Source organism: Plantibacter sp. AC185 (assembly GCF_979258065.1).
This window is the reverse complement of record NZ_OZ409831.1, coordinates 1,282,914-1,300,032: the sequence shown is the minus strand read 5'-3', so window position 1 is coordinate 1,300,032 and position 17,119 is coordinate 1,282,914. Positions and strand designations below refer to the sequence as shown.

At 70.9% G+C, this 17,119-nt stretch carries 13 protein-coding genes; 9 read left to right on the top strand and 4 right to left on the bottom strand.

Features of this window, described 5'->3' with window-relative positions; genetic code table 11:
• Window positions 1-18: 18 nt before the first annotated feature.
• A complete protein-coding gene (gene gabT / locus ACZZZB_RS06135; protein ID WP_463529200.1) occupies window positions 19-1,383 on the bottom strand; it encodes a 4-aminobutyrate--2-oxoglutarate transaminase in 1,365 nt (454 codons plus the stop codon).
• A 156-nt stretch (window positions 1,384-1,539) separates the two neighbouring features.
• Between gabT and ACZZZB_RS06130 the strand changes: the two genes are divergently transcribed.
• Entirely contained in the window at window positions 1,540-3,135 is a 1,596-nt protein-coding gene (locus ACZZZB_RS06130) for a PucR family transcriptional regulator ligand-binding domain-containing protein (RefSeq protein ID WP_463529199.1), read from the top strand.
• A gap of 54 nt (window positions 3,136-3,189) precedes the next feature.
• Window positions 3,190-5,241 carry a bifunctional lysylphosphatidylglycerol flippase/synthetase MprF gene (locus tag ACZZZB_RS06125; protein WP_463529198.1) on the top strand — a complete coding sequence of 684 codons (2,052 nt, stop codon included), beginning with the start codon at window positions 3,190-3,192 and terminating at the stop codon, window positions 5,239-5,241.
• A 14-nt stretch (window positions 5,242-5,255) separates the two neighbouring features.
• On the opposite strand, the gene ACZZZB_RS06120 is transcribed toward ACZZZB_RS06125, so the two are convergent.
• Together ACZZZB_RS06120 and ACZZZB_RS06115 are read right to left on the bottom strand one after the other, a co-directional pair.
• The gene (locus ACZZZB_RS06120) at window positions 5,256-6,686 is read right to left on the bottom strand and encodes an alanine--tRNA ligase-related protein (RefSeq protein ID WP_192018776.1); all 1,431 of its coding nucleotides are present in this window, start codon (window positions 6,684-6,686) and stop codon (window positions 5,256-5,258) included.
• A 58-nt stretch (window positions 6,687-6,744) separates the two neighbouring features.
• Window positions 6,745-7,890 (bottom strand): alpha/beta hydrolase fold domain-containing protein, encoded by a 1,146-nt coding sequence (locus ACZZZB_RS06115; protein ID WP_463529197.1) that lies wholly within the window; start codon window positions 7,888-7,890, stop codon window positions 6,745-6,747.
• Window positions 7,891-8,151: 261 nt separating this feature from the next.
• Between ACZZZB_RS06115 and ACZZZB_RS06110 the strand changes: the two genes are divergently transcribed.
• The 7 genes from ACZZZB_RS06110 to ACZZZB_RS06080 all read left to right on the top strand — a co-directional run bounded on the left by ACZZZB_RS06110 (window position 8,152) and on the right by ACZZZB_RS06080 (window position 16,082).
• A complete protein-coding gene (locus tag ACZZZB_RS06110) occupies window positions 8,152-9,072 on the top strand; it encodes a phosphate/phosphite/phosphonate ABC transporter substrate-binding protein (protein ID WP_463529196.1) in 921 nt (306 codons plus the stop codon).
• 138 nt (window positions 9,073-9,210) lie between these two features.
• The gene (phnC, locus tag ACZZZB_RS06105) at window positions 9,211-10,206 is read left to right on the top strand and encodes a phosphonate ABC transporter ATP-binding protein (RefSeq protein ID WP_086474635.1); all 996 of its coding nucleotides are present in this window, start codon (window positions 9,211-9,213) and stop codon (window positions 10,204-10,206) included.
• Entirely contained in the window at window positions 10,206-11,963 is a 1,758-nt protein-coding gene (gene phnE / locus ACZZZB_RS06100) for a phosphonate ABC transporter, permease protein PhnE (RefSeq protein WP_463529195.1), read from the top strand. The genes phnC and phnE overlap by 1 nt, the downstream gene beginning before the upstream one ends.
• On the top strand, window positions 11,960-13,222 hold the full coding sequence (locus ACZZZB_RS06095; RefSeq protein WP_229940063.1) for a TIGR03364 family FAD-dependent oxidoreductase: 1,263 nt from the start codon (window positions 11,960-11,962) through the stop codon (window positions 13,220-13,222). The genes phnE and ACZZZB_RS06095 overlap by 4 nt, the downstream gene beginning before the upstream one ends.
• Window positions 13,219-14,019, top strand: coding sequence for an HAD family hydrolase (locus ACZZZB_RS06090; RefSeq protein WP_371742750.1), 801 nt, complete (start codon window positions 13,219-13,221; stop codon window positions 14,017-14,019). Before ACZZZB_RS06095 ends, ACZZZB_RS06090 begins: the two co-directional genes overlap by 4 nt.
• A 19-nt stretch (window positions 14,020-14,038) precedes the next feature.
• Window positions 14,039-15,166 carry a zinc-binding dehydrogenase gene (locus tag ACZZZB_RS06085; RefSeq protein ID WP_124768656.1) on the top strand — a complete coding sequence of 376 codons (1,128 nt, stop codon included), beginning with the start codon at window positions 14,039-14,041 and terminating at the stop codon, window positions 15,164-15,166.
• Between the two features lie 211 nt (window positions 15,167-15,377).
• Entirely contained in the window at window positions 15,378-16,082 is a 705-nt protein-coding gene (locus tag ACZZZB_RS06080; RefSeq protein ID WP_192018772.1) for a hypothetical protein, read from the top strand.
• A 12-nt stretch (window positions 16,083-16,094) separates the two neighbouring features.
• Here the strand turns inward: ACZZZB_RS06080 and ACZZZB_RS06075 are convergent, their stop codons facing one another.
• Window positions 16,095-17,033: a phosphoribosylaminoimidazolesuccinocarboxamide synthase gene (locus ACZZZB_RS06075; RefSeq protein ID WP_192018771.1), complete on the bottom strand. Its 939-nt coding sequence runs from the start codon at window positions 17,031-17,033 to the stop codon at window positions 16,095-16,097.
• Window positions 17,034-17,119: the final 86 nt, after the last annotated feature.

Sequence of the window (17,119 nt, the reverse complement as noted above, 5' to 3'; positions counted from 1 at the left end):
GAAGCGGCGGGCGGGGCGTCAGTTCGCGGCGAGCGCCTCGAGGACGACGTCGAGTCCTTCGTCGAGCAGCTCGACGGGGATGGTCAGCGGCGGGAGGAAGCGGACCACGTTGCCGTAGGTGCCGCAGGTGAGGACGATGACCCCGGCCTGGTGGGCGGCCTTGGCGACGCGTGCCGTGAGGGCGGCGTCGGGCTCGCCGGTCGCTGGGTCGACGAACTCGACCGCCATCATGGCGCCGCGCCCGCGGATGTCGCCGATGCGGGGGTCGGAGGCCTGTGCCGCGGTGAAGCGGTCGACGATACGGGTTTCGATCGCCCCGGCCGAGGCTGCGAGGTCCTCCTCCTCGTACGCTTCGATCGCCGCAAGGGCGGCGACACAGGCGAGCGGGTTGCCGCCGTAGGTGCCGCCGAGGCCGCCGGCGTGCGGGGCGTCCATGATCTCCGCGCGTCCGGTGACGGCGGAGAGTGGCAGGCCGCCCGCGATGCCCTTGGCGGTGATGATGAGGTCGGGCACGATGTCGAAGTGCTCGGACGCGAACATCGCACCCGTGCGGGCGAAGCCGGTCTGCACCTCGTCGGCGATGAAGACGACGTCGTTCGCGCGGGCCCAGTCGAGCAGGGCCGGCAGGAAGCCATCCGCCGGGACGATGAAGCCGCCCTCGCCCTGGATGGGTTCGATGATGATCGCCGCGAGGTTGTCGGCGCCGATCTGCTTCTCGATCTGGGTGATCGCGCGCTGCGCCGCCTCGGCGCCGGTGAGCCCGCCGTCACGGAAGGGGTAGGACAATGGCGCGCGGTACACCTCGGAGGCGAAGGGGCCGAAGCCGCTCTTGTAGGGCATGGACTTGGCGGTGAGGGCCATGGTCAGGTTCGTGCGGCCGTGGTACGCGTGGTCGAAGGCGACGACCGCCTGCTTCTTCGTGTGGCTGCGGGCGATCTTCACCGCGTTCTCGACTGCTTCCGCGCCCGAGTTGAACAGTGCCGTGCGCTTGGCGTGGTCGCCGGGGGTGAGGCGGTTGAGCGCCTCGGCGACCTCGACGTAGGAGTCGTAGGGGGTGATGGTGAAGCAGGTGTGGGTGAACTCCTGCAGCTGTCGGGTGACGGCCTCGACGACGCGCGGGTTGCTGTTGCCCACGCCGGTCACGGCGATGCCGGATCCGAGGTCGATGAGGGAGTTGCCGTCGACGTCGACGAGGACGCCACCGCCCGCGCCGGCCGCGAACACCGGCATCGTCGTGCCGACGCCGGACGCGACCGCGGCGTGCTTCCGAGCCATGAGTTCCTCGGAGATCGGTCCGGGGATGGCGGTGACCAGGCGACGTTCCTGAGGGAGCGAGGGTCCGCCGAGGATGGAGGGCGCGGGGGCTGCGGTGCTGCTCGTCATCGGTACTCCTTCGGCTGCCGCGTCCGGCGGGGGCGCCGAGGTCGTCCGCGAGCAGTGCACCCAGGCTAGGCAGCGGTCCGCGTCGAGGCAGTCGACAATCTGTCCATTTCACCGGTACCGGTTGGACGATCCGGCAGCCGTGCGTAGAATCACGCCATGGCACCGACGCTGCAGGACCTCCTCGACCACCGTGCGCTCGGCCTGAAGCTCGTGGTGGCGGGGTCCGAGGGCGCGCTCGACCGTCAGATCGCCTGGGTCTCCGGGTCAGACCTGCCGGACCCCACGCCCTTCCTCCTCGCCGACCAGGTGCTGCTCACGACGGGCACGCAGTTCGGGACCGCGGTCTCGACGACCCAGGTCGAGGCGTACGTCGCCCGCCTGGCCCGCGCCGGTGTCGCAGGCCTCGGGTTCGGCACCGAGGTGATCACGGCCGGGACGCCGCCGGAACTCGCCGAGGCCTGCGCGGCACACGGGATGCCGCTCATCGAGGTGCCCTATCGCACGCCGTTCATCGCCGTCAGCAGGTACGCGGCCGACCTCCTCACCGAGGCGGCGCGGGCGAGGGACGCCTGGGCCCTGGGCGCCCAGCGCGCCATCGCGTTCGCCGCGCTCCGCCCCGACGCGACGGCCGCCGTCGTCACCGAACTCGCTCGGTCGCTCGGTGCCTGGGTCGTGCTCTTCGACGCGCATGCGACCCCGGTGGCGATCGCGGGCGACGGGCCCACCGCCGGTCCCGAGACCGAGCGCCTCCTGGAGCGGGTGGCCGGCGAGGCCACCATGCTCCTCAGCCGCGGACAGCGGTCGGGGGCGACGCTCGCGAGCCGCACCCGGACGGTGTCGCTGCAGACCCTCGGTCGGCGTGGGGACCTCCGAGGTGTCCTCGCCATCGCCGGGACCGACGGACCCCTGGACGCCGCGGCCCAGAGCGTCGTGACCTCCGTCGTCGCCATCGCCGGGCTCACCCTCGAGCAGGGCGGCGCGCTCGGACGGGCTGGGCGCTCGCTGCGCACCGGCGTCTGGCAGCTGCTCCGCGCCGGACAGACCACCGCGGCGCGTGAGGTCGCCGAACAGCTCGGTACGCCGTTGCCGACCGGAGCGGTTCGTGTCGGCGTCTGCTCCGGGCAGACCGAAGCACGCGAGGCGCTCCTCACCGAGCTGGAACGGGCCGAGACGCTCAGTCCGGGTTCGCTCTTCGTCGCCGAGCAGGACGGACGGCCCGTCCTCCTCCTCGCCGCGGCCGACGGGGACACCGAGACGGACGTCGATCGGGCGGTCGAGGCGGCGATCGCGGCGGCCCCCGCTCGGCGGCTCGGCCTCTCCCGAGCCGTCGCGCTCGCTGAACTGACGACGGGGATCGAGCAGGCGGTCTCCGCACACGAGCACGCCGTCTCCGCCGGCGAGGCCGTCGTGCGGTTCGGGGCGCTCGCCGCAGCGGGGATGGCCGGGTTGCTCGACCCCGTCCGCGCCGCCGCCGTGGCCGAGGAACTGCTCGAGCCCGTGCTCCGCGTCGACCGCGATGAGGGCTCCGACCTCGTGCCGAGCCTCCGCGGCTGGCTCGAGGCGAACGGTCAGTGGGAGCCCGCCGCGCGGCGACTCGGGATCCATCGACACACGCTTCGCAACCGCATCACCCGGGTCGAACAGGTGCTCGGGCGACCCCTCGACACCTTCGCCGCTCGGGCCGAACTCTGGCTCGCGCTGGTCAGCCTGCCGGACGGTGATGCGTTGCGGTCGCGCGCGGCCGTTCTGTAGCCTCGACCGCACGGCGCGCGTGTGCTCCGTGGAACCACGAAGGGGGCAGCGCGCATGAGGATACGAACGGTGGTCGGCCGGGTGCCGGTCACGATCGCCCTGGTGCTGGTCGTCCTCGTCGTCGGGGTCGTCGGGCGTGGCCTCTGGGAGTCGACGACGGCGCAACCGTGGTGGGACGCGGTCGCCTACGGCTTGCCCGCCTTCGAGGCCGGGCGCTGGTGGACCCCCGTCACCGGGACGTTCCTCGTCGTGGAGCCCTGGGCCTACGTGTTCGCGGTGATCGGGTTCGCCTGGGTCGGCCTGCTGGAGTGGTGGCGGGGATCGAAAGTGGCGCTCATCACCTTCGCCGCCGGTCAGCTCGTCGCGGTCCTCGCCACCGCCGGGTTCCTCTGGGCCGCGAGTCAGCTGCCCTGGCCCTGGGCGACGAGCCTCGCCGGGATGCTCGACGTCGGTCCGTCCGGCGGGACGATGGCCTGCTTCGCCGCCTGTGTGTCGCTCTTCGCCTCTCCGTGGCGGCAGCGGGGCTGGATCATCGTCGCGTCCTACGCCGCGATCGGGGTCCTCTTCATCGGCTCGCTCGCGGACCTCGAGCACGCCTTCGCGGTGCTCTTCGTCCTCGCGGTGAACCGCTCCTTCCGCATCCAGCGGGCCAGCGTCCGCGAGCGCCGACTGCTCGCGTTCACGACGAGCGTGGCCCTCGGTGTCGTCCAGATCGTCGCCCTGCTCGTGCCGACCAACGGCCCGTTCGGTCCGACCGCTCCGGCGGAGGGCCCGTGGCTCGACGTCGCGATCGACACGGTCGTGATCGTCCTGGTCGCCAACGGCCTGCGGCTCGGTCGCCGCTGGGCATGGGTGCTGAGCGTCGTCTGGGCGATCCTCAACGTCCTGGTCGCGGTCCTGTACCTGGCGCTGTCGCCGCTGGACCCCGCCGAGCTCCCGATCGACTGGGGCGACACCGACGTGTTCCTGGCGACGTCGATGCTCTGGCTCGCCTTCCTCGTCTACCTCCTTGCGACCCGCAGCGCGTTCGCGTCCCACCGACGCCGGCAGCTCGGCGTCGGGCGCAAGCAGCAGCAGGACCTGCCGTCGGCGGACGACGCCCGCGCGCTCATCCGGACCGACGGCGGCGGCTCGCTCTCCTGGATGGCCACGTGGGACGGCATGGAGTACTTCCGCACCTCGGTGGGCCTCGTGCCCTACCAGAAGCACGCCGGTGTCGCGATCGTGCTCGCCGACCCGCTCGGCCCGCCGGAGCACCTCCAGGCCAGCGTCGAGGAGTTCGTCCAGGCGGCCGAGCGTGACTCCCTCATCCCGTGCTTCTTCAGTTCCAGCCAGGCGACGAAGGACGCGATGCCCGAGGGATGGCGCGACCTCATCATCGCCGACGACACGATCGTCGACCTCCCGGGCCTCGCGTTCACCGGCAAGGCCTGGTCGAACATCCGCACGGCGCTCAACAAGGCCGAGCGCGAGGGGATGGTCTTCCGGATGAGCACCTACGCCGCCGAGACCTGGGGCGTCCGACAGCAGATCCGCGCCATCTCCGAAGGCTGGGTCGGTGACAAGGGTCTGCCCGAGATGCGGTTCACCCTCGGGACCCTGCAGGAGGCCGACGACCCCGAGGTCCGTCTGGCACTCGCGATCTCACCCGACGGCGACGTCGACGGCTTCCTCAGCTGGCTCCCGGTCTTCGGCCCCGATGGCGAGCACCGCGGGTGGACGCTCGACCTCATGCGGCGACGTGAGGAGGGCTTCGGTTCGGTCATGGAGTTCCTCATCGCCTCCTCGGCCAAGGTCTTCGCCGAGGAGGGTGCTCAGATCCTCTCGCTCTCGGGTGCGCCGCTCGCGCACCGGGTCGAGGACGACGAAGGGCGAATCGCGCACCTGCTGGGGCAGCTCAGCGGCATCCTGGAGCCCGTGTACGGGTTCTCGTCCCTCCACCGGTTCAAGCAGAAGTTCAACCCGCGATCGGAGCCGATCTACCTCCTGTACCGCGACGAGGGCGACCTCACCCGGATCGCCGCGGCGCTCACCCGTGCATTCCTGCCGGACGCGACGCTCCGGCAGTTCGCCGGTGCCGGCATCGACATGCTCAAGCGCGACTGAGCGGAGGCCGACCCTCAGGCGGTGTCGCCGCCCGGGAGACCGGCGGCGCCGAGGTGCGTCGCCCCGCGGGACCGCGCGCGCTGCTCGGCGAGGGCTGCCGCGAACTCCGCCTCCCAGTCGGAAGCGACCTCGATGCCGAGGCGCCCGGCCTCCTCGATGGTCAGCTCCTTCGGGAAGCCGTTCGTGTCCGACAGCCGGAACACGTCGTGTCCCGTCATGACCCGCCCGGCGTACCCCTGGACCATCTGGAGGCCAGCGCCCAGCGTGCGTCGGAACGACTGCTCCTCCTTGACGAGGACGGCGACCACCTCGTCGCGGGCGGCGGCCACCTCCGGGTAGTCGTCGGCGTACAGCCCGGCGATGACGGGCACGATCTCGCCGAAGAAGTTCTCGTGGAGGTCGAGCGAGAGCGCGAGCCGGATCGCCCGTCGGAGCAGTCGCCGCATGACGTAGCCCTGCTCCTTGTTCGACGGACGCACCCCGTCCACGGCCAGGAACGTCGCCCCGCGCAGGTGGTCGGCGATGATGCGCATCGCGGCGGTCTCGTCCTCGTAGCGTTTCCCGGTGAGCTCCTGGAGTCGCTCGACGATGGGCCACAGGAGCGAGATGCGGAAGACGTCGTCGGAGTCGATCGACGCGGCGGCGATGCGTTCGAGGCCGCCGCCGAAGTCCACGTTGCGTCTGGCGAGTTCCTCGAACGAGCCGTCCTCGCGTCGGCGGTACTGCATGAACACCTGGTTGCCGATCTCCATGAACCGTCCGCCGTCGCTCGCGGGATGCGCGAGGCCGAAGGACGGATCCTGGTACTCGGGGCCGAAGTCGTAGAACACCTCACTGTCGGGGCCGCACGGGTCACCGATCGGTGTGCCCTCGAGTGACCCGCCGCGGGACCACCAGTTCTCGCCACCGTCGTAGAAGAAGATCCGCTCTCCGGGCCGCACCCCGCGGGCGTCGCCGTCGGCCTGTGAGCCGATCTCCGCGATCCCGTTGGAGACCCCGCGTTCGGCGAACACGGATGCCCAGATCGACGCGGCCTCGTCGTCGCGCGGGATGCCGTTCGCGGGATCGCCGATGAAGCAGGTGACGGAGATCCGCTCCGGGTCCAGCCCGACGATGTCGACCAGGAAGGTGAAGAACTGCCGGATCTGCGTCTCCTTGAAGTAGTCGCCGAGCGACCAGTTGCCGAGCATCTCGAAGAAGGTGGTGTGCCGGTTGTCGCCGACGTCCTCGATGTCCTGGGCCCGGACGCACGGCTGGCTGTCGGTCAGCCGCCGTCCGTCGGGGTGATCCTCACCGAGGAGGTACGGCAGGAGTGCCTGCATCCCGCTGCCGTTGAACAGGGTGCTCGTGTCGCCGCGTGGGACGAGCGGCGCCCGCGTGATCAGCGCGTGGCCGTTCCGCTCGAGGAAGTCGAGGTAGGCGTTCCGGATCTCGTGGGCGTCCATGCCGACACGATTCCAGCTTTCCGGCCCGAGGGGAAGCCGGTGGGCGCGGCGGCCCGACTCAGTCCGCGTCGTGGAGTGACCGCAGGGCGGTCACGACGTCGTCGTGCCAGCGGCGGGCCGCAGGGAGTACGCCGCCGAAGATCGGGGTGTCGTGCGTCGCGCCCAGGTACATCGTCCCGCTCGCGTCGACGCCGTCGGCCCGGAGCGCGGCGAGGTAGGCCGCGCCGTCACCGCGGAGCGGGTCGTACTCGGCCGTGAGGATCACGGCGCGGGGGAGGTCCGCGTGCGATCGGGCGAGGAGGGGCGATGCGTGCGGCTCCTTCGCCTGACGTCGATCGAGGAGGTAGGTCTTCGCGACGGAACGCAGCTCCTTGATCGCGAAGATCCTCGGGATGCCCATCTCCCGCACGGGACGGAGGTCGATGTGGCCGCCGGTGAGGTCCGTGACCGGCACCTCGAGTAGCTGGAGTCGGATGGGCAGCCGGCCGCGTTCGCGGTTCACGAGCGTCAGCGCCGCCGCGATGCTGCCGCCGGCGGACACCCCGGCGACGGCGATCCGCCGCGCGTCGATCCCGAGCGTCGCGGCCTCGGTGAACAGCCACTCGAGCGCCGCATGGGCCTGCTCCAGCTGCGTCGGGTACCGGTGCTCGGGAGCGAGCGCGTAGTCGACGGCGGCGACGACCACGCCGGCGTCGGCCGCCCGACGACGGAACCCCGCGTCGGTCGTCGGGTAGTCGATCCCGCCGATGCGGAACGCCCCACCGAAGAAGGACAGGACCGCGGGCACCGCCTGGTCGCCCTCGGCCGTCGGCGGGTGGTAGAGCCGGATGCGGACGTCGGGGAAGCCGGCGACCGGGATCGTGTGCTCCTCGATGCGCAGCTCCGGGCCCGGGACGCCGACGGTCGCGAGCTCCTTCTTGTCCCAGTTCCGCGCCGCCTTGCGGTGCTGTGCGCGCGTCTTCTTGCGGCGGGGTGCGGCGGTGGTCGCCTTCGCCGTCGGGCTCAAGGGCTTCGCCTCCGGTCCGGCGGCCTTCGGGGAGGTCGCCGTCGGGTCCGCCGCGGGAGCTGGCTTCGGGCGCGCGACGGTGGTCGTCTTCGGTCGCAGGAAGAAGGCCTTCGCCTGCTCGAGTGCGGTCGAGATGAGGTAGGCGCGGTGCGTCCGCGCTCGTTCGACGAAGATCGGGTCGAGGGGCAAACGACTCACCTGCTCTGCTGCTCGGATGGGCGGATTCCAGCAGTCTAGGCGGCTCGGCGGACGACGGTCGTGGCTTGCCTGATCGATCCTTCCGCGGGGCTTCACCTCCTGTTCACCGGGAGGCCCGACCCCGTTCGGGCGCCGCTCGTAGCGTGATCACACGTACGGCACACAGCAGTGCCCGCGTCGGTCACTCGCGGTTCCGATCCACCGGAGCCACGCGCGGAGCGGGCGGGTGCATCGGTCCTTCTGAAAGGTACGTCCCAGCACATGAAGCTCTCCCTCACCCGCGTCGCTGCGCTCGGCGCCGCCGCCCTCCTCTCGATCGGCCTGGCCGCCTGCTCGAGCGCCAGCGCCAGCGACACCGGTTCCGCCGCGGCCGGGACCTTCGCGGTCGACGACCAGACCCTCGTCTTCGGTGTCGTCCCCGACTCGGTCGACACGCAGACCAACTACCAGCCGCTCATGGACTACATCGCCCAGGAGACCGGCAAGAAGGTCGAATACCACGAGTCGACCGACTACGCGGCCCTCATCGAGGCGGCCGTGGCCGGCAAGATCGACGTCGCCTCCTTCTCCGGCTTCACCTACGTGACCGCGCTCAACAACGGGGCCAAGATCACGCCGATCTCGTCGATCATCACCGACAAGGGGCAGGAGCCGGGCTACTACTCCGAGGCGATCGTCCCGAAGGACTCGTCGATCACGAAGATCGAGGAGTTCAAGGGCAAGAAGGTCTGCTTCGTCGACCCGTCCTCCACCTCCGGCTACCTCTTCCCCAGCTACAACCTGCTCGAGGCGGGGATCGACCCCGAGAAGGACATCACCCCGGTCTTCGCCGGCAAGCACGACGTCTCGGTGACGAAGACCGCCGAGGGCGTCGAGTGCGAGGCGGGCTTCGCCGAGGACTCCGAGGTCGAGAAGAACGACGGCGTGAAGGTCATCGCCCGCACCATGGTCCCCGGTGCGCCGATCGTCGAGTCCGACTCGCTGCCCACCGACGTGAAGGAGAAGCTCGAGAAGGCCCTGTCCGAGGTCACGATCGACCAGATCATCGACTCCGGCGTGAAGAGCGCCGACAGCGACGCCTTCCGCGCGACCTTCTACGGCACCTCGCCGGTCGACGACGCGTACTACGACACCATCCGCGACATCTGCAAGAAGACCAACGCCAAGCAGTGCCAGGCCTGATCTGAGCGCCAGTCCCGCCCTTCGACAAGCGGTTCCTGAGCTTGTCGAAGGGCAGTGACCGGTGCTCCGGTATCCGCTCACCGAGCCTGTCGAGGCGCGACATCCGCACCACCACCAACCTCACGAGAGGCAGCAGCCATGAGCGTCACCGAGCAGCAGGCGCGTCACACCGCATCCGACCAAGCGGAACCGCTCGTGCGTCTCCGCGGGGTCACGAAGCGCTTCGACCGGACGGTCGCCCTGCAGCGCGTCGACCTCGACATCCGTCGCGGTGAGATCGTCGTCCTGCTCGGTCTGTCGGGCTCCGGCAAATCGACGCTCCTCCGTCACCTGGACGGTCTCGAGCGGCCCACCGCCGGGTCGGTCTCGGTCCTCGGCGACGAGGTGCCGGCCCTCGGACAGCGCGCCCTACGCCGGCTCCGCGCCCGCGTCGGGTTCGTCTTCCAGCAGTTCGAGCTGGTCCCGTCGCTCACCGTCCTCGAGAACGTCCTGACCGGTTCGCTGGCGGGCGTCCGCGGGCCGCGTCTCGGCATCCTCGGCTACGGCCGCACCCTGAAGTTGAAGGCGCTCGGTCACCTCGACCGCGTCGGGCTCCTCGAGCGTGCGTACCAGCGCGCCGACACCCTCTCCGGCGGACAGCAGCAGCGCGTCGCCATCGCCAGAGCGCTCATGCAGGACCCCGAGATCCTCCTCGCCGACGAGCCCGTCGCCTCCCTCGACCCGGAGTCGAGTGAGCAGGTGATGGCCCTCATCCGCGAGATCGCGATCGACCGCGGACTCACCGTCGTGTGCAGCCTGCACCAGGTCGACCTCGCGCTCTCCTGGGGCGACCGCATCGTCGGTCTCCGTCACGGCGAGGTGGTCCTCGACACCACGACCGACGGCCTGTCGAAGACCGAGGTGATGGAGATCTACGGCCGGGTCGCGACGAGCACCCGTGAGCTGCAGGCGATCGCGGTTGAGTTGGAGACCGATGAGCTGCTCGGCGACCCCGACGACGACCTCCGCGGCCTGCTCGGCGTCGAGGAGCGCGTGGGCGAGGACGAACTGCCCGACGACCCGGAGTGGGAGTTCGACGCCGATGTCGACGGCCGCGAGCCCGACGAGCTCCGTCGACCTGGCAGGACCCGCTGATGGTCGTCACCGCGCCCGCGAAGACGGCACCGCCCGCCGGCCGCCCACCAAAACTCTCCGGACCCGTCCCGGTCGGTCGGCTCCGCCCGCAGACGATCGCCGCCGTGCTCACGCTCGTCGCGCTGCTCGCGTTCTCGGTCTACTCGCTCCTCGAGGTCGGGATCTCGATCCCGAACATGGTGGCGAGCTGGGGCAACGCGGTCAACTTCTTCAACCGGGTGGGCACGATCACGTTCCCGCCGCCCGGGGAACTGCTGTCGCTCACCGCCCTGACCCTGGGGATCGTCATCTCCGGCACCGTCCTCGCTGCGGTGCTGTCGATCCCGGTCGCGTACCTCGCGGCCACCAACACGACCCCAGGGCCGGCGTGGCGCGCGGTCGGTCGGTTCGTCGGCGTGCTCAGCCGTGCCGTGCCGGACGTCGTCATCGCGATGATCCTCGTGCTCATGTTCTCGCTCGGCTCGCTGCCCGGCATCATCGCGATCGGGCTGCACTCCGTCGGCATGATCTCGAAGCTCTTCGCCGACGCGATCGAGCAGGTCGACGAGGGGCCGCGACTCGCGATCCGGGCGGCCGGCGGCTCGAAGCTGCAGGAGTTCACCTCGGGTGTCCTGCCGCAGGTCCTGCCGTCCTGGGTGGCAACGGTCCTCCACCGCGGCGACATCAACCTGCGCGGTTCGGTCCTCCTCGGCTACGTCGGCGTCCTCGGCCTCGGCCGTGAACTGTCGCTCGCGTTCAAATCGCTCGACTACTCGCTCGGCATCGGACTCGCGATCGTCATCTTCGCGCTGTGCGTCGTCATGGAGATCGTGTCGAGCACCGTGCGGACCGTGATGCTCGGGGTGCAGCCGACCGGACGCGGACTCGGTGACCGCGTCGTGCGTCGGGTGGCCGCGGGCCGGGAGGCACGTCGCGTGGCGAGCGGGAGCAGCCGGACGGCCGCCACTCCGAGCGCCGAATCCCGGATCGCCGCTGCAGCGAAGCGCCCCTGGACGCCAGCCCGCGTCCGCGACACCGTCGGTGCCTGGCTCGCCGTGGCGGTCGTGGTCTGGGGCGTCGTCGTGTCCGACATCCAATGGGGCGACCTCGTGACGTTCTGGGCGAAGGCCCCCGACGTCCTCGTCCGACTCTGGCCGCCGTCGTTCGGCATGCGCACGACGGAGCAGATGGTCGAGGCGATGTTCGAGACCGTCGCAATCGCCTTCGCGGCGACCCTCATCGCCCTCGTCTGCTCGATCGTCATCGGGTCCCTCGCCGCTCGGAACGTCGCCCCGAACCGCGGTGTCCGCACCGGCGCCCGGTTCGCGCTCGTCGGCATCCGCGGCATCCCGGAGCTCATCCTCGCGATCCTCCTCATCGTCGTCACCGGGCTCGGTGCCCAGGCGGGGACGCTCGCGCTCGGCATCTGCGGGATCGGCCTCCTCGGCAAGCTCATCGCGGACTCCTTCGAGGAGGTCGCGCCCGGACCGGAACGCGCGCTGACCGCCGTCGGTGCGACGCGACCGCAGGTCTACGCCGCCGCGACGCTCCCGCAGGGTGCCCGCGCACTGGTCGGGCACACCTTCTACACGCTCGACACGAACATCCGCGCCGCGACCATGCTCGGCATCGTCGGCGGAGGCGGCATCGGCTACTACCTGATCCAGGCGGACCAGGGCGGGAACTACGACCAGGTCACGGCCATCGTGCTGATGATCCTCGCGGTCGTCCTCGTCGTCGAGGGCATCGCCATGTGGATGCGGAGGGTGTTCTCGTGAACGGACGACGGATGAGCGGCGGGGTGTCGGCGGCGCGGGTCGGCCTCGGTGTCGGCTCGCTCGGTGCCTCGGCTGATCGCGCGGACGTCGTGATCGTCGGAGCCGGCATCGTCGGGCTGTCGGCGGCGCTCGCCGCCGTGGACGCCGGTGCCGAGGTCGTGGTCGTCGAACGCTCGGCCGAAGCCCAGGGTGCGTCGGTCCGCAACTTCGGCCATCTGGCCGCGACGCCGCAGGCCGGGCTCGCAGCTCGCCTCGCCGCGCGTTCGGCCGAGATCTGGCAGCGACTCGAGCAGGACGCGGGATTGTGGGTCCGGCGCTCGGGCACGCACGTGGTCGCCCGGCACCTCGACGAGTTGCGCGTCCTCGAGGACTTCGCGGCGTCCCGTGCCCAGGCGGGAGCCGCGGCCGACGTCCGCCTGTACGACGCGGCCGAGTTCCTGCAGCAGGTGCCGGTCAGCGCCGCCGACGTGGTGGGCGGCGCCTGGCTGCCACGCGACCTCCAGGTGAACCCGCGTCAGGCCCTGGGCGCCGTCACGGCGTACCTGGAACGCCGCGGTGTCGAGTTCCGACGCCGGACGACCGTGACGGGACTGCGCTCCGGCTTCGTCGACACCAGCCGCGGCGTCATCGCCGCAGGCCTCACCGTGGTCGCGGTGAACCACGACATCGACACCCTCCTCCCCGAGCTGGCCGAGCGGGCGGTCGTCCGTCGATGCGCGCTCGACATGGTCCGGGTGCGCGCCGAGCTGCCGAAGCCGATGCCGGCGCCACTCCTGACCGGATGGTCACTCCTGCGCTACGCGGGATTCGCCGACTCGCCCGCCATCCCGGCCCTCCGGGAGCGACTGCAGCAGGATCACCCCGGGCTCGCCTCGCTCGACGTCAACCTCATGGCGACCCAGTTGCCGGACGGCTCGATCATCCTCGGCGACACCCACAGCCGCGGCGAGGCGGTCTCCCCGTTCCAGTCCGAGCACGCCTTCGACGAACTCCTGCGGGCAGGAAGCGCGCTGTTCGGGACGAGGCTCGACGTCCTCGAACGCTGGCAGGGCGTCTACGCCACCGCCCCGGAGGAGTTGCTCATCGACGAACCGACCCCGGGCGTCCGTGTGGTCGCCGCGACGACGGGCATCGGGATGACCACCGGACCCGCACTCGGCGAGCTGGCCGTCGCCGAGCACCTCGGCCCGACCTTCTCGCCGGCGCAGCCGACCAGCATCCGTGCCGCATCAGCCCACCTTCAGAAAGGCCTCTCGTGACCAGCATCGATCGACCCCAGCAGGACAGCACCGCGGCGCCCGACCTCAACGACGACGTGGAGACCGACCTCGACGACCTCGACGAGCTGGAGGACGGGTTCGACGACGCGCACGAGGACGACCTCCTGCTCGAACTGGTGGTCCTCGACCTCGCCGGGACGACGGTCTCGGACGACGGCGTCGTCGAAGACGCCTTCCGCGTCGCCGCCGAGACGATCGGCATCGACAGCGAGGACGCGCTCGACGCGGCCATCGAGCTCGTCCGCGACACGATGGGCCAGTCGAAGCTCGACGTGTTCCTCATGCTGACCGACGGCGACGAGGCTCGAGCCGCTTCCGGCAACGCCACCTTCGAAGAGGCCTACGAGCGCCTCGTCGGCGAGGGTCGCGTCGAGGCGATCCCCGGAGCCGAGGACACGGTGCAGCGGCTCCGCGAGCTCGGCGTGGGTGTCGTGTTCACCACCGGGTTCGCCCCCGCCACGCGCGACGCGCTCCTCGCGAGCCTCGGGTGGTCCGAACTCGCCGACGACGCCCTGTCGCCCGCCGACGCCGGTCGAGGGCGTCCAGCGCCGGACCTGCCGCTGACGGCGCTCCTCCGGTTCGGTGCGAGCGCCGTCGACACCATGGTCGTCGTCGGCGACACGGCCAGCGACATGCTGTCCGGGGTGAATGCCGGCGCCGGGCTCGTCGTCGGGGTGCTCACCGGAGCGCACGACGAGGAGACGCTGCTCGAGGCGGGCGCCGACGAGATCATCACGAGCATCGCCGAGTTGCCCGCGCTGCTCGGTCTCGACTGAACGACCGACCGGGGGAACCATGCACACGACGCTCACCGCGCACGAGGGCAACGACGTCTTCATCAGACCGTCGCCGATCGCGATGGTCTGGCAGGGGCCGGGGCACCCGCACCAGGCGATGGCGGTGCCCGGGGTGACGCTCGGGCCGGGGGACGTCCTCGTCGAGGTGGAACTGGCGACCGTGTGCGGCTCCGACGTGCACACCGTCCTCGGGCACCGTGACGCCGCCACACCGCTCGTCCTCGGGCACGAACAGGTGGGACGCGTCGTGGCGGTCGGGGGACCGGTCACGGCGGTGGACGGGACCGTCCTCGTCGCGGGGATGCGGGTCGTGTGGTCGGTCGTCGTGAGCTGCGGCGTCTGCGACCGCTGCTCCGCCGGCCTGGAGCAGAAGTGCCGCCGGCTCGCGAAGTACGGTCACGACCGGGTGCACCGCGGGTGGGAGTTGAGCGGTGGGTTCGCGACCCACGTCGAACTCCTCGAGGGCACGGCCATCGTCATCGTGGGGGAGACGCCGCCCGCCGCCGTCTTCGCGCCGGCGTCCTGCGCGACGGCCACCGCGATCGCCGCACTGGATGCGGCCGGGCACGACCTGCCCGGCACGGCGGTGCTCGTGACCGGCGCCGGGATGCTCGGGCTGACGGTCGCGGCCATCGCGACCGACGCCGGCGCGCGCGTCGTCGTGAGCGATCCGGACCCAGCCCGCCGGCTGCTCGCCGGTCGCTTCGGCGCCATCGCGACGGTCGACCCCACGATCGGTGCCGCCGAGCACCTCGACGCCGCGCACCTGGCGGCGGGCGTGGAGGGCTTCCCGGTGGCCATCGAGATGTCCGGCGACGCCCGTGCCGTCGACGCCGCCATCGCGTCGCTGTCGATCGGCGGGACGGCGGTCCTCGTCGGCAGCGTGTCGCCCGGTGCGCCGCTCGGCATCGACGCCGAACGCATCGTCCGACGCCTCCTCACGGTGCGTGGCGCACACAACTACCGACCGCGGGATCTGGCACGCGCGGTCGACTTCCTGACCGGTGCGTGGCGTCGGTATCCGTTCGCCGAACTCGTGGGTCCGGAGTTCCCCTTGCAGGACGTCGACGAGGCGCTCGTCGCAGCTGCATCGGGCGCCTTCCCGCGCGTCGGTGTCCGGCCCTGAACGGACCACGGGGTGCGCTTCGACCTGGCGCAGATCGTCCGGTGAGCCTGGCTGGGTTCCGTCGACGGCTCGGCGACGGCTCCCTGGGGCGGCGTGACCCCTTCGAGCGCCCCCATTCCGGGGGTCACGACGGCCGATCCACCGCGGATTTCCGCCGATCTCGACTCGTGAATCCTGCCGCATGACCCACCTTGTGGGGTATCCTCGGGCCATGACGGTCACGACTCGCCACCCTGGTGTGGTCCGTGTCGGTGGTCGCCTCATGGTCGTGGATCCGTTCGCGGAACGAGGTGAGCTCACCGAGGATCAGCAGCGCGGCCACCAGCTGCGGCGGAGGATCACGCTCCTGCTCGGTGCCTTCCTCCTGCTCGCGGGCTTCGTCATCGGCGCGACGGTGGGCGTACTCGTCGAGTGGTCGATCGTCCACGACGAACGCTCGTCCGTGTCGCTCCCCGGCTTCGACCCGGATTGGGCGCCCGGACTCGACGTCGTCGGCGCCTTGCTCGGTGCGATCCTCGTCGCCGTCTTCCTGCTCGTGTCGGCCGAACGACGCAACCGTCGTCGTCGCCTGGACGGCGGGCACCAGCCGTCGCGGTGGATCGACCCGCTCAACGACCACCTCATCGGGCTGAGCGACGACCTCCCGTGGACCTCGCTCTGGACGCTCACGCGCATGTACGCCACCGCGGAGCGGCTGCAGCGTGAGCTGGTGGAACGCAGCGCAGCCCTCGGCGAGGTGGGCAGTGACGCTCAGTGCGATCTGGTCGAGGCGCGGCTCGCGGCAGACGATGCACGCGACGCACTCGAGAAGACGGCCACGCTCATGGGTGTCATCGTGCCGGAGGGGCCGCTGCCCGATGCGCAGGCCATCCTGGCCGACAGTGCTCGGCTTCGTGCCCGTCGGAAGACGAGCTGACCGGCACCTCGGTCAGCGACCGGTGCCGGTGAGGCGCTCGAGGAGTTCGCGGTAGCGAGCGGCCGTCTGCGTGACGATCTCGGCAGGCAGCGTCGGTGGTGTGGGTGTCGAGGCGTCGTCCTGGTCCCAGTTGTGGGCCAGCCAGTTGCGGACGATCTGCTTGTCGAAGCTCGCCATCCGTGCGGTGGGGTCGTCGCTCGTCAGGTAAACGTCGCGGTCCCAGTACCGGCTGGAGTCGGAGGTGAGCACTTCGTCGCCGAGCGTGATGACACCGGTCGAGGGGTTGCGGCCGAACTCGAACTTCGTGTCGGCGAGGATGACCCCGTGGCGCTCCGCCGTGAGTGATGCCGTCTCGTAGATGCCGAGTGACAGGTCCTTCAGTGCGACTGCGTCGTCCTCGCCGATGAGCTCGATCATGCGGGAGAACGAGATGTTCTCGTCGTGCTCGCCGAGCGGCGCCTTGTACGCGGGGGTGAACAGCGGCTCGGGCAGACGATCGCCGTCGCGCAGGCCGTCGGGCAGCGGGATGCCGCAGACGGTGCGGTTCGCGACGTACTCCTTCCAGCCGGAGCCGGTGAGGTAGCCGCGGACGACGCACTCGACGGGGAACATGTCGAGCTTCCGGACGAGCATCGCGCGACCGGCGAACTCCACCGGGATGCTGGACACCGCGACGCCCGCGGCGTCGAGCTCGTGATCGGGCACGAGGTGGTTCGGCACGTCGCGGAGCTGGTCGAACCACCAGAGGCTCAGGCTGGTGAGGAGATCGCCCTTGCCGGGGATGCCCGGCTCGAGCACGTGGTCGAACGCGCTCACCCGGTCGCTCGCGACGACGAGCAACAGGTCGTCGGGCCCGGCGGCCGGCTCGTACAGGTCGCGGACCTTGCCCGAGTAGACGTGGTTCCAGGCGTTGGTCTCCGAGGGTGCGCTCACTCGTTCATTATCGTGCATCGGCGGTGGCCGGGTCGGTCGCCGGGGCTTGCGACCTCGGGGCGGTACGCGTATATTCCACGTGGAATAGTTCGCGTGGAGTGATG

Excerpts from the sequence above, each read along its gene's own strand:
- gabT (WP_463529200.1), bottom strand. The coding sequence starts at position 1,383 with ATGACGAGCAGCACCGCAGCCCCCGCGCCCTCCATCCTCGGCGGACCC.
- ACZZZB_RS06130 (WP_463529199.1), top strand. The coding sequence starts at position 1,540 with ATGGCACCGACGCTGCAGGACCTCCTCGACCACCGTGCGCTCGGCCTG.
- ACZZZB_RS06125 (WP_463529198.1), top strand. The coding sequence starts at position 3,190 with ATGAGGATACGAACGGTGGTCGGCCGGGTGCCGGTCACGATCGCCCTG.
- ACZZZB_RS06120 (WP_192018776.1), bottom strand. The coding sequence starts at position 6,686 with ATGGACGCCCACGAGATCCGGAACGCCTACCTCGACTTCCTCGAGCGG.
- ACZZZB_RS06110 (WP_463529196.1), top strand. The coding sequence starts at position 8,152 with ATGAAGCTCTCCCTCACCCGCGTCGCTGCGCTCGGCGCCGCCGCCCTC.
- phnC (WP_086474635.1), top strand. The coding sequence starts at position 9,211 with ATGAGCGTCACCGAGCAGCAGGCGCGTCACACCGCATCCGACCAAGCG.
- phnE (WP_463529195.1), top strand. The coding sequence starts at position 10,206 with ATGGTCGTCACCGCGCCCGCGAAGACGGCACCGCCCGCCGGCCGCCCA.
- ACZZZB_RS06085 (WP_124768656.1), top strand. The coding sequence starts at position 14,039 with ATGCACACGACGCTCACCGCGCACGAGGGCAACGACGTCTTCATCAGA.
- ACZZZB_RS06080 (WP_192018772.1), top strand. The coding sequence starts at position 15,378 with ATGACGGTCACGACTCGCCACCCTGGTGTGGTCCGTGTCGGTGGTCGC.
- ACZZZB_RS06075 (WP_192018771.1), bottom strand. The coding sequence starts at position 17,033 with ATGCACGATAATGAACGAGTGAGCGCACCCTCGGAGACCAACGCCTGG.